This window comes from Streptomyces sp. 891-h (assembly GCF_022760275.1).
In the GTDB taxonomy this organism is placed as follows: domain Bacteria; phylum Actinomycetota; class Actinomycetes; order Streptomycetales; family Streptomycetaceae; genus Streptomyces; species Streptomyces spirodelae.
Genome location: NZ_CP050693.1, coordinates 7,792,376 through 7,804,062 on the forward strand (window position 1 = coordinate 7,792,376; position 11,687 = coordinate 7,804,062).

Genomic DNA, 11,687 nt, shown 5'->3' on the forward strand with positions numbered 1-11,687 from the left:
GACTGCGCGTTGAAGCGCTCCTGCTTTCTGGTAGGGCGGAAGCGAGGGGTGGAGGGGTCTGCGCCGCGGGCCGCGAGCTTCGGCGAAGGCGGTCTTCAGGGGGTGTCTGAGCTGGAGAGCTCCTGCCTGGCTTCCCGGACGGCGCGATGCCACCGGCTGACAGGCTCGTCGGTCTGCTGGGCGAGCTCGACGGCGATGCCGCGATGCCAGCCACCGATCTGCTCCATGTACTGGCGGGCCAGAGCGATCCGCCGCAGTACGTCGGGAGAGCGGCGCCCCGCGGTTGGTCCTGGGGAACCGGGGGGTCGTCCGGCGACGCCGGTGTTGTCCCCGTCGCGCTTCTTGTCGAAGGCGATCAGGTCGCCGCGCCTGAACGCACGGATCATCCTCCCGCTGGGGCCCTCCACCTCTCCGGCCGGCGCGGGGAAGTAGCCGGGGTTGTGCCGCAGGTAGGAGCGGATGACGGAGGGGCCGGAGAAGCCGAACCACTTCGCTGCGGTGTTGATGTCGATCAGGTCGTCCTCGTCGCCCTGGTGCAGCTCCGGGTCGGTGGGCAGCACAGAGGCTCGCTTGGCCTGCTGCCTCTCGGCGAGGAACCTCTCCACGTCCGTAAGGTCGTAGAACTGGACGCGGTCGATGGTGGCGACAGCGCTCGGGGGAGCCACCGCCGAAGCGCTCCGGAACCAGGACTTCACCGTCTCGCCGCTGACCTCGGCGCGCTCGCCGATCCAGGCACGGTTGACCACCGGTCGGCCGTCGACATCGCGCTGGTTCTCACTCACGGTCACTGAATCTCCCAAGGCATGAGCGGTGATGAAGCACTCACGAGTCCGGTAACCTCGGTTGTGCTCCATCTTTCTGGGTTGGGGCCAGATGGCCGGCCGGACGTTCGATCGGGGTTGCCGCCCTGGGTCGACACCTCTCGGGGTGCCTCCTGCCGGCCATCACCAATACGACACAGGTAATCATACCCGCTTCGGGGGGGGGGTCCCCGAACTTGGCGATGGCTCCGCTCCGTGACCACGCCGGGGCCGAAAAGGCGAGCCGTGCATGTGGTTCAGCTCCTCTTCTGCGCCAGTTCCCGCCCCCTCTCTGAGCTGTCCAGGCTCTGCATCTCACCGGTAGACGGCGTCCTCGAACAGATGCTGGGGCTGTCGGACCCGGCGTGTCGGGCCCAGGCTGTTTTCGAAGTGCGGGGCGTTGCTTGTCCTGCACACCCGCCGGTGCGGCTACGGCATAGGCGACGGCTGTGGGGTAGCTCGCGCCGGTGTCGAGGTAGTGGGCCCGCTCGATGCCTGACAGCTCTCCCCGACGGATGGGCAGACCGTGTCGGGCGGGGAAGCGACGGACCAGCCGGGCAACTGCACCGCGGTCCCCCGCCCGCACGGTGCGCACCGAGCGCCATGCCGTCCCCTTCTTTGCCGCTCCCTGCACCTTTCACCGCCAGAGCACCAGCGTTCGAACTTACCCCGGCTGATCGGCGCAGCACTGGTCGGTCCGCCGCTGACGGCATCACCACCGCGGGGAGCGGCAGGAGCGGCCATGGTGCTTGCTGCAGTCCTCGATCCGGGCGGCGAAATAGAGGCGTCGAACCTCGTACACCGCATACGGGGCCTGGTTCAGCGACTCCTCGAACGCGTCGAGGACGGCGCGGTTGCGGCCGTCCTCGGTCAGGCGCCGGTGAAGGGAGTCCCTCCAGTACAGGCTGGAGCGTTCGTTGAGGGCCATCGCGACGTGCTCTATGCGCCCTCGGCGAGTAGCTGCGCTGCCGGCAGATCCCGCACACCATCCCGGAGAAGCGCGACCCAGGCCGGACACCGCAGATGCCGAGGTTCGACCGGCGGCCGCCCACCCGGCTTCGACCGTGAGCGGTACAAGGCCAGACACAAAGTCGAGTGCCGGATAGGACTGCTCAAGCAGGCGCGAGGCGTCGCGACGCGCTACGAGAAACTCGCCGTCCGCTACGAAACCACCATCCAACTCACCTTGATACGCCAGGCGCTGTGACTACATCTCATCCGCGCCTCAGACGCCGTCCAGCGGCTGCACTACAGTTGGCCCACAATGCCCGATCTCTTCGGAATCAACCATCTGACTCTGTCCACGACCGACCTCGACCAGTTCGTGACGTACTACACGGAGTAGCTCGGAGCAGCGCTCGCATTCGAGCGCGCTGCAACCGCTTCTGATCCTCGGATCGCAGTCATCGATGTCGGCGGGGACGACCACCTAATGATCGTCGAAACCGCTACCGCCCCAACCACTGATCTCGATCCCCTCAGGAAGGCCGGATGGGGGCTGCGCGTGGGAACATGCGCGCAACTGCGTGAGGTTCGCGAACAAATCCTGGGCGCCGGGTGGCCGGATAGATCGAGACACTGCCCACGCAGTGGACGATGACAGCTCGCGATCCCGATGGACGCCCTGTGGACGTTCGAGCCCATCGCCCACGCACCACGTCGCCGTCACGAACCACTGGCTAACGGCTGCCCCGACCTTCAAAACAGGCTCTAGATCATCTCGTCTCGTGATCAGTGACACTGGTGCAGCTAACACACCATGTCCGACGTCCGTGAGCGATCTGGGGAACGGTTCCGGCTGCGCGCAGCTCGTCCGACAAGCGCCAGGGTCCAGGGGCGAAGGTGCGCTGCGGGGCACGGCTGTCGTCCAGGACTACGACACCGTCCGCATCGCGTGGGCCTCCGCGAGCGACCTGTAGGAGCCGCACTCGGGCCTGCCGCAGTCGGGGCAGGCCCAGTCGGTCGACGGAGTCGAGAGAGTTGGGCCACTCATCGCCGGTCACCGCGTGGACGACGATCAGGTCGGAGATGTCGCGGGCCAGGCCGTAGCGTTCGGCGTGGCCAGGAAGGCGAGCAGAATGGCCGTGCTGTCGGCGCCCAGCCCGTAGCTGAGCACGGTCATCCCGGAAGCCGCGGCGCGCCCGGGGGCGCCTCGGGACGTCGAAGAGCAGCGGCTGGAGACAAGACATAGAGATTCGGGCCTCACAACGAGGTCGGACAGGCCGGTCGGCGAAGCGCCGTGGAAGCGACAGCTCCTGCCGGCCAGGTACAAGCAGGACGAGGCCGGGGCGCGGCGGGCCGCAGCGGCCTGGTTCAGCACCTCGGGCAGTGCCTCGACCACGGTGGGGTGCTGGATCACACACGGGCACGTGGAGACGGGCTCACCCACCAAGACCGCCACGCGCGACGCCTGCTCCTCGAACGGGATGCAGCCTCGTGACGCCATACGGGACGGGGTGGGGTCACCGTTCCTGCCACGCATGTGGCTCCACCACCGCTCGACGTCCTGTCCGCACAGCAGGCACCGCAGCGTCCAGGGGTTGTCGAAGCCGGGGTAGCGTGCTGCGGTTCCCAGGCGATTTCGGGCCACCCAGCCCAGTGCGATACCCGCGTTGATGATGTTGCGCCGGGTCGGCTTCATCCGCGGGTGCAGCCAGGGAGAAACACCTCCTCCGGTACCCGTCTTCGGCGGCTCCGCTCCCGGGCTGGCGCCGGACTCCAGCAGGGCGGCCAGACTGGCAGCTGCACTCTCCCGGCCGTGGCAGCGCACCTCGTTGACTTGGCCGAGCAGGCAGGCGTACCACTCCCCGTGCCAGCGGTAGATGTGACCGGCCAACTCCCCTTCAACCGTGACCGGATACCGGCCGTCGGGGCCCCGGTCACCGGTGAGGTGGCGTGGCTCCTGGGCGCTCATTGCGACGTTCCGCATGTGCAGGTCTCTCTGGGTTGACGTTTCGGCGCGGAGCTCTTGCCGAAGCCCCGACCGGTGGTTCTGCTCCGGACCGCATCGCCCCTGGGCGGAGCGCGTGCAGCGTGCTGCCGTGCTCGGGATGACGCGCGCGGCCCTGTCCCGACGGGATCGCTCATTTCGTCTCGAAGCGGTTCTTCTTCGGCCGCCCGCCTGGGAGCCGCGCGGCGGTGGCTGCCACCGCCGCCAGGGCCTTCGGCAGCCCCCAGTGGAGCAGCTCTGATAGACAGCGCTCAGGCCGGCTGGGGAGGTGGTGGCCTGGCCCCGCAGTGCCGTGCGGGGCCGGTGGTGGAGGGGCGGGCCTGATCTGCGCGGCCGCGCAGATCAGGTACCGGCTGGTGGAACGTCTGGCTCGGCGTGTTCTCCGCCGTGCTGGTTGATGAGCTCGCGGACGGCCTCCGCGGGGACGTTGCGGTGGAGTGTGGCGTCTGTGGCCCCGCACTCCAGAAACAGTCCGTAGGCATCTGTTTCCGCCCACGCACTCGTTGCGGGGGCTTTGAGGCCGGGGGAAAGGCAGACCTCATCGAACACGGTGGGAGGTGCCGCCCCCTGGCCGGATCGGGGCACGAGAGCGAGACAGTTGCCGTCGGCGAGACAGATGTGGGTGGCAGTGCCGGGTGGTCCATCGGCGCGGAGACTGTCGAGTCGAGGGGAGACCGCTCGGTGCCTGGGCGGACAGTTGTCCATGTGATCCTCCTGCAGCGGGATCTGACGGCTGTTCCGGAGCCGCTTTGGGGCTCCACGGGGATCCCGGGAGGGCGGTCTGCGGGCGCGTGGTGTCCACGCAGACCACCCCGAGGGTGCTACGCGTCAGGCGCACGCGCCGGGCAGACGCTGGGGGCGGGTGCGCTGCCCCCGCTCACTCGTCGCAGAGCAACTGACACTCTGCGTTGTCGTTGTTCATCCGTGAGTGGTGCCAACATGTGACTTCGTTGAGCAACAGGGGCATTGAATTGCCTGGTGGGCAACCGATGCACTGCCTCAGTTCGGCCGGGCCGTGCCTGTCGGGGGTCTCCGCCCCGGGTTCCTGCTCACCCATCGGTCTGGTCCCGCTCGTCGGCGTTCCTCTCGGGTTCGGTGAGGGTGACACCGTCCCGCGTCCGGGAGAGAACCCGGTCGTAGGTGCGGTTGGGGTCGTCCCAGCCGCCGCCGGGGCCCCGCATCGTCAAGGTCTTCTTATTGACCCGCTTGACGCAGAAGGTATCGACCTGGGTCTCGAACGTGCGCGCCTGGACGACGTCGCCGGGCTGGAAGTCGGACGGCTGCCAGGGCCGGATCCGGCCGACGGTGCGGGCGGCGATGTCAGCCTTCGCCTGCGCCTTGTCGGCCTTCCACTGCGCCTCGCGGGCTTGGTCCCGCAGTTCGATGGCGCGGTTGGTGGCATTGTCGGCCCGGTCCCGGTCGCGCAGTGCGGACCTGTAGGAGTGATGGCCGACCAGAAGCGGCTGGCCACCTGCGAACCGTCCGTACATGCCGGACGCGCGCTCGGACTGTTCGTCGGCCTGCTTCGCCAGAGTCTCGGCGCGGTTCTGGAGTTTGTCCGCGTACCGCTGCTCGGGGGTGTCGCGTCGGGGTGGGGGCATGGATGCCACGGGGGCCTCCTCGTCTGGGTTGGAATAACGTCCCGGTTGCCGCCGAAACGCTAGGAGTAATTATACATTCTCGTAGTTTCGGGAGTTATTTACCACCGCTGTCCGTCCTGAGTCGAAGTCAGCGGCTCCCAAGCGCCCAAACCGCAGGCCGTGCCGCACATTCCGACGTCGACCGCCCGGCCTTCCGCGCTACTGACCAGCCATCCACGGTGGCGGACGCCGTGCACCTCCGTGTTCTCGATCATGCGAAGGTACTGAAGCGGCCCGCGCAGCGCGAAGGACTCCGCAATTTCGCCCAGTTCCGCAGAATCAGCGGCCGGAAACACGTCCGCCTCCAAATGATCGCGGAACGCTGAAATCAGCTTGGCCAAGGAACCGTAGAATTCATCCGGGATTTCGGCCCCGCAGCTGCAACGCCCCGCATACCCCTCATAGGAGGGCGCCCGCACAAGCCTGTCCTGAGGCTCCGTGCTCGCCGGGGCCGCTCGCCGTGCCGCTGAGGGCGCCTGCTGGCTCTGGTCGTTCGTCACGGTCCAACTCCTTGTCTTTGATGCGATGGGAATGCCCGTCATCTTCCGGGCCCGTCGAACGGGCAAGCTCGGCGCACGCCCCGCCGGCGCGCCCCACGAGGGCGTCCCAGGCGGCCTGCGCCGGGGAGCCGGGGTAGTAGTCGCCCAGCCATCCGGGAACATGCCCGGACGGCCTCGTGCAGGGCACGCCCTCGGGATGGCGCGTCCGGCCCTCCGGGGGAGCGGGCGGACATGGCGCCCGCGGTTCACCTCCTGGCCTTGACGCCATGCCCGCGCGAGCGCGGGACCTGCGGCCGCGCCCAGGCCGGGTCAGTGCCAGCGGGTAGGTGGAGCCGACGTACACCAGGCGGCTGCGGAGGCTGACGCCGATGTCCTCCACGCTGAGGTGCGGCAGCCCGACCTTGAACTCCAGTCGGCCGGTCACCACTACCCGCACGCCGTCTGCCAGAGAGTCCGCTGCACGCTCGGCCAGAGGGCCCTGTGCGGTGCACAGATACCGGAACTCCTCGCCCGACAACCATTCAGCCGCCTCCCGGTCGTACACCTGGGTCCGTACAGCGACGCAGAACCGCACAGCGGCCCTGCCACTGGGGAGATACCGCAGCTGCGGCACGCCGCTGACCGCACCGGTCACGGTGGGCCTCACCTCGCCTGTCACCAGAGCCCCTCCTCTCCTGCGGGATACCTGAGGGAAGGTGCGGGCCCTCGGCACCGCGAGGACCCGCACCACGTGTCAGGCGTCCGGAGTGGCCGCGTCGGCCTCGTGCTCCTCGGGCTCGCCTTCCTCGGGCTCGTCCTCGGCAGCCACAGGGCCGGCCTCCTCTCCGTCGTCCTGGTCCTCGCCCCCCTCTTCCTCGTCGGCCTCCCAGTCCTCGCCCTGGTCGGACTCGCCCGGGTCCTCCTCCCCGGACTGCTCCGCCCCGTCCGGGACCTGACTGCTGCTCGTCCCCTCGCCCTCCTCGTCCTGGAGCGCGAGGACATCTGCATCCTCGTCCTCCTCCGGCACGCCGGGGGCGGAGTCGTCCTGATGCTCGCTGTCCTCGTCGTCTGGGAGCTCGTAGGCCTCACCGTCGACAATGGACCGCTCGATCGGTGAGAGGACGTACCCGACGGATTCCAGGAAGGACAGGTACTCGCGCGCATCGGACCGGATCGCTTCGGTGTCCCAGTTGGGACGGTCACTGCGCCACGTCTGGACATCCCGCATCCGGTACTCGTAGGAGGCGGCCAGGACGGCGAAGTTCAACAGGTTCAGCCGGGGCGCGGTGGGGTTCTCGGGGAAGAGGTCCGCGCGCTGCACCGAGCCATCACCCTTCCCCATGATCCCCAGAAGTACCTCGGTCCTCGCGGCATCCCCGATCCACTGCTGCACCGGCTTGGAACAAGTGAGGAGCTGACGGCTGACCCATGCTGGCATGTCCTTCGGGGCGGACTTGCGTGCCAGCAGCTCTGTACGCAGCCACTCTTTCCGCCGGTCCGCCGCCGCCCGGTATGCCTTGTTGCCTTCGACCTTCAACCGGTACGGGAGACCGTCTTCCTCGTGCCGACCCGGGGGAGCCTGAGGAGCGTGCACGGAGACGACCGAGCCCATCTCTCCGGCCCCCTCGCTCGCACTCCCCTCTGCCCGGGCCGCCCCGGCGCCCTCGGCCTCCTCGGTGTCGAAGTGCCCGTACTTCTCCGGGTGGGTACACAGGTAGACCACCGATCCGGGCTCCGCCGCTCCGGCAGACCAGACCGCACCCCACGTGGCGCAGTGACCGGGACACTCGGCGTGGTCCTCCCGCTCCACCTCCAACTCCTCAAGGCTCCAAGCGTCGGCGGGCAGACTGTCTGACTCCTCGAACAGCTGCACACCTGAATCGCTGAGAACCTTGCGCCGCTCCTCGCGAAGGCGCTGCTCCTCGCGGTCCCTGCGTTCCCTCGTCGCCTGGTGCTCGAAGAATCCGTTGGCGTGCGCGGTGTTCAGCCGTGCGACCGCTGCTTCGTCGCCGTCGAACTCTCCCAGGATCGTCAGCTGGTCCAGCGTCCACTCGTAGTTGGACTCGTCGTCCCGGGCCAGTGTGCGGCGGGTACGCGCGCCGATGGTCTTGGCCACCTTGTGGGCCTGCTTCACCTGTACTTGGGAGTACCCGGACCGCCGGGAGACCTCACCCAACTCCATGCCTTCTTCGGCGGCGTGGAAGAGGGCGTCCGCGATTTCCAGTGAGGTGAACGCTTCCCGGCAGTCGGGGTCGTTCTCGATCAACTGACGGACATAGGTCTCTCCGGCCTCCAAGCCGGCGCCGTTGATGATGAACGCGGGCCCCTCGGTCTGGCCGGTCTCCAGCCCGGCGAGGGTACGCCGCTTCCCCATGATCACCTGATACGTGCCGTCGCCCTGATCGGCAACGAGCATGGGGACCTGAATCCCGTTCTCCTTCACGGAGCGCAGGAAGTCGGGGGTCAACTTGGTGTCCATGCGGACGTTGCGGTCAAGCCTCAGCCTCGACAGCTCGACCGTCCCCTGATGAATCGCGTCACTCGCGTGAATCATTGGTGCTCCTTGGTCTCTGGGTTGATCGTTGATCCGATTGCCGCCGAACCAACAAGAGTAAATATACACGCCTCAGAAGAGGGGATTCTGCCCACCACGCGCAGTGGCTCTACGCGGGCGCGCCGCGATGCAGTAGACCGGCAGGCGCAAGCAGGGCAGCCAATGACGCACACCCCGGTCCGGCCCCTGGACAACGACCGGTGCCCCGGGCCCCATCTGAGCCACCACCACCGCCCAGGAACCTCCGGCCTCCGCCAGGGGCACCGGCCGCAGCGTCCGCCACGGAGAACACGCGTGGTCGTGAGCCTCCTCAACGGCCCACCCTGCAGCATCCCTGCCGGACAACTTTTCGCCCTCCCAGGAACAGCGCAGACACGCCGCGCGGTAGACACTCCGGCCATTGCCCGGCTCTGCGCGCGTGAGGACCGTGGGCAGGTGGTACTCCGACCTCCCGGGACCGCGGTCCACGCTTGCCCAGGCACCGCCAGGGTGCCCAGGCGCGATGTGCCAGACCTCCTCTGCATTGATCCGGGCCAGCATCGGCGAACGCGCATTGCGCACCCGCCAGTAGTAGGACTGCCGCAGCCCTGCATTGCCGTGACGCGGCTGGTTCATCTCCCGCGCCGTGTCCGCCAGCAGCTTCCGTGTGCTGAGCCGCAGCCGCAGGCGATTCGAAAGGTCCGAACCGAACATCATGATCACTTCCTCTGGTAGTGGGAGCGGGAGCCGACGGCCGGAATAGCTCGCGGCCGGCCCGGCGCGGGACCTACTCGTCAACCTCCGGAGCCCACGGGAGCGAGTGATGCCGCACCCAACCGGCCACCTGGCTCATCACCCCGCGCTTGCGCTTCAACGTCCCGCGCGCTCATGATCAGCAACTGCTCGGCCAGAGCCACGACGTTCTGTTGCAGCTCCTCGGACTCCAGCACCGCGCGGAGCATCGCCACGGCGGCAACCTGGTGCACGTCCCTATCTCCAGCCCTCGTGGCTGCCAGGTAGGCCCATACGTAGGGCGGGAACAGGTCGCAGCCGATGAACCTCCCCAACGGGATGCCGGAACGCGCCTGTACTTGGTACAGATGATCCATAAGGTGCCCCATGCCAGCCACCCACTCTTCCGGGCTCACCTCGAATGCGTGCCCGCCGCTTTCGAACTTGGAGTGCATGTCGCCTGCTCCTTCGGGCTTTGTTGAAAATCGCGAGGGGGGAACGGTGGGGGCGCCGGTCACCCGGGGCGCCCCCACCCAGGGACGACTACTGCCGCTGGCGCGGCAGGTGAGCGGCGATCTTGTGAATGTCACCGGCACGCATCGGCCGGAAACTCAAGTCACGCTCCACCGGGAACAGCCCCCGGACCTTCACCTTCTCCAACTCGGGAAGGCCGAAATAGCCCCACTCTCCGACATGGACGCAGGCGAACCCGAAAGCTTCGTGCGAGTTGCGATCGAACTCGGCTACGTACCAGTCGCAACCGCCCACGAAGTAGTGGAGATACACGGTCTTCTCCTTGAAAGGAATGGCCTGGGTCTCCCGGATTCCCGGGATTTCCTTGACGTCCCTCTTACGCGGGTAGAAGTCGTGCCCTCGCTCGATCCTCAGCGACTCAGAGGGGAAGTCCATCACGTTCTCTCTCCTTCATTCTCTCTGGGTTGGTCGCCGGGTTCAGTTGCCGCTGAAACCCGACAAGAGTAAATCTACCCTCTATAAGGGTCACATACCGGGTCACAGGAAGAGTCACCCGAAAGGTCTCCCAACGGGTCACACAAGCCAGGCTGGAAAATCCGCCATAACCCCTGGTCAACCCCGGATTACCACGCACCCCGTAAGGCCAACATCTCTCCGTGCTCTGCTCCCCTCCATACAGCAATAGGGGAACGTGTAAGCGACGCCCGGCGCGATTGCGGCCCGCCGAGGGATCCCCGGGGGCGGGCGGTCGCCCGCCCCCGGGGGGCGGAGTCCTAGGCGTCGTCGTCCTCCCGTTCGCGGGAGGCAATGAGACTGAAGCGCACAGCGTCAACCAACTCCGAGGGCTTCAGCCCCTCGTTCAAGCCGCCGTACAACAGCTGTGCCATCAGATAGTTCGGGTCGGTCTCCAACGCCTCTTTGAGCGCGAGTCGGCCGAATGCTTCCCTACCGCCCGCGAGTTCCAGGAGCGCTAGAATGATCAGCGGAGCGCAGCGAAGAAGCCGGAGCGGCTCAACGCACAACGGGATCAGCGATTCCCATAGGCGCCGCTGACGCTCCCAAGATGCTGGTTCCGAAAGAATACGGCTCAGCAACTCGTCCCGGTTCCCCCTTACCACACACCCGACAATCAAGGTGTAGGCGGTTTCTTCGTCAGGAGAGTTTCCCTCGCGCAGGGCTTGATCGGCACACTCGAATGCACGCCAAAGCTCCGCCATGCTGCCCTCGTTGCCTGCTGGGTGCAAGCGTTCTGTTGCTGCCTGAACCACTTCGGATACCTTCTGGGCGTCGTAGTCCTCAATCGGCGACCACCGCTTGAGAACGTCGCGCATACTCTCTCCGACCACCGACCTACCGGCGACGGTGGCTTCGGCGGTAACCCGACCAATGCCGGGAATGGGGTACCCGTCCGGATCGTGCGAACAATGGGGGTCTTCACAGTTGATGCACCACCAGCGTTCGCCAGAGACACATGCCTTGAAGACCAGTTCCGTGCCATGCTGCTTGAACGCATCGGCAAACACTTCGATGAAGGGCGCTGCCTCTGCCGCGACGGAAAGTCCGTCCTTCCCTTCCTCCGGGTCGGAGTAGATGACGACGGCAGCCCAACGGACGTCACCGGAACCACACATCTTTTCCGTTGAATCCGCTGCAAACTCCAGCCACTTCCCCAGCGGGACATCCGGGCGATAGTCGCAGTTCATGATGGGGGCGCCGGGACTCATCAACGGCGTTGCCACGATGCTTTCTGACGGCTCAATGCCGATAAGGATGGGTAGAAGTTCCACCACGTCGGATACGCATGTGACCCTGATCTTACCCGTCATCTGTTTTTCTCCGTCTCTGGGTTGAGTCTCCGGGTTGCCGCCCGATGACAGGAGTAACTATACACGCATACGGATAGAGGGCCAAACTCCGAGAGGGCATGGAGGGGTGTGTCGTGACCCTCCAAAAGCAACCCCATGATGCATACAAGGTTGGCCCCTATCGGACTGGCATTGCAGCCCGCTTTGCGCGACCCCGGAGGGGGCGCGCGATCCATGGGTTCTGAGATGATCCGCATCCCGCAGTGCAGGGAAA

Annotated in this window: 10 protein-coding genes and 1 pseudogene; 1 reads left to right on the top strand and 10 read right to left on the bottom strand. The window is 66.8% G+C overall.

What is annotated here, in order from left to right; genetic code table 11:
- Nucleotides 1–95 precede the first annotated feature (95 nt).
- Complete coding sequence (locus HC362_RS34620) at nucleotides 96–782, bottom strand: hypothetical protein (RefSeq protein ID WP_243088283.1); 687 nt, start codon at nucleotides 780–782, stop codon at nucleotides 96–98.
- A gap of 730 nt (nucleotides 783–1,512) precedes the next feature.
- Nucleotides 1,513–1,728, bottom strand: coding sequence for a hypothetical protein (locus HC362_RS34625; RefSeq protein ID WP_243088958.1), 216 nt, complete (start codon nucleotides 1,726–1,728; stop codon nucleotides 1,513–1,515).
- Nucleotides 1,729–1,815: 87 nt separating this feature from the next.
- On the opposite strand from HC362_RS34625, the pseudogene HC362_RS34630 reads away from it, so the two are divergent.
- A pseudogene (locus tag HC362_RS34630) lies at nucleotides 1,816–1,965 on the top strand (IS5/IS1182 family transposase); the annotation flags it as partial.
- 852 nt (nucleotides 1,966–2,817) lie between these two features.
- Here HC362_RS34630 and HC362_RS34635 read toward each other — a convergent pair.
- From HC362_RS34635 to HC362_RS34670, 8 genes are all read right to left on the bottom strand, one after another.
- Nucleotides 2,818–3,729, bottom strand: a complete 912-nt coding sequence (locus HC362_RS34635; protein WP_243088284.1) for a hypothetical protein — start codon at nucleotides 3,727–3,729, stop codon at nucleotides 2,818–2,820.
- Between the two features lie 1,070 nt (nucleotides 3,730–4,799).
- Nucleotides 4,800–5,351, bottom strand: a complete 552-nt coding sequence (locus HC362_RS34640; RefSeq protein ID WP_243088937.1) for a DUF3560 domain-containing protein — start codon at nucleotides 5,349–5,351, stop codon at nucleotides 4,800–4,802.
- Between the two features lie 98 nt (nucleotides 5,352–5,449).
- Nucleotides 5,450–5,731: a hypothetical protein gene (locus tag HC362_RS34645; protein ID WP_243088285.1), complete on the bottom strand. Its 282-nt coding sequence runs from the start codon at nucleotides 5,729–5,731 to the stop codon at nucleotides 5,450–5,452.
- 58 nt (nucleotides 5,732–5,789) lie between these two features.
- Complete coding sequence (locus HC362_RS34650) at nucleotides 5,790–6,548, bottom strand: single-stranded DNA-binding protein (protein WP_243088286.1); 759 nt, start codon at nucleotides 6,546–6,548, stop codon at nucleotides 5,790–5,792.
- Between the two features lie 75 nt (nucleotides 6,549–6,623).
- Nucleotides 6,624–8,423, bottom strand: coding sequence for a ParB N-terminal domain-containing protein (locus tag HC362_RS34655; protein ID WP_243088287.1), 1,800 nt, complete (start codon nucleotides 8,421–8,423; stop codon nucleotides 6,624–6,626).
- Nucleotides 8,424–9,196: 773 nt separating this feature from the next.
- The gene (locus HC362_RS34660) at nucleotides 9,197–9,589 is read right to left on the bottom strand and encodes a hypothetical protein (RefSeq protein WP_243088288.1); all 393 of its coding nucleotides are present in this window, start codon (nucleotides 9,587–9,589) and stop codon (nucleotides 9,197–9,199) included.
- An 88-nt stretch (nucleotides 9,590–9,677) separates the two neighbouring features.
- A complete protein-coding gene (locus HC362_RS34665) occupies nucleotides 9,678–10,043 on the bottom strand; it encodes a DUF2958 domain-containing protein (RefSeq protein WP_243088938.1) in 366 nt (121 codons plus the stop codon).
- A 338-nt stretch (nucleotides 10,044–10,381) separates the two neighbouring features.
- A complete protein-coding gene (locus HC362_RS34670; protein WP_243088289.1) occupies nucleotides 10,382–11,434 on the bottom strand; it encodes a DUF4192 domain-containing protein in 1,053 nt (350 codons plus the stop codon).
- Between the last annotated feature and the right edge of the window lie 253 nt (nucleotides 11,435–11,687).

Coding starts and splice junctions, on each gene's coding strand:
- HC362_RS34625 (WP_243088958.1), bottom strand. CDS start 1,728: ATGGCCCTCAACGAACGCTCCAGCCTGTACTGGAGGGACTCCCTTCAC.
- HC362_RS34635 (WP_243088284.1), bottom strand. CDS start 3,729: ATGCGGAACGTCGCAATGAGCGCCCAGGAGCCACGCCACCTCACCGGT.
- HC362_RS34640 (WP_243088937.1), bottom strand. CDS start 5,351: ATGCCCCCACCCCGACGCGACACCCCCGAGCAGCGGTACGCGGACAAA.
- HC362_RS34655 (WP_243088287.1), bottom strand. CDS start 8,423: ATGATTCACGCGAGTGACGCGATTCATCAGGGGACGGTCGAGCTGTCG.
- HC362_RS34660 (WP_243088288.1), bottom strand. CDS start 9,589: ATGCACTCCAAGTTCGAAAGCGGCGGGCACGCATTCGAGGTGAGCCCG.
- HC362_RS34665 (WP_243088938.1), bottom strand. CDS start 10,043: ATGGACTTCCCCTCTGAGTCGCTGAGGATCGAGCGAGGGCACGACTTC.
- HC362_RS34670 (WP_243088289.1), bottom strand. CDS start 11,434: ATGACGGGTAAGATCAGGGTCACATGCGTATCCGACGTGGTGGAACTT.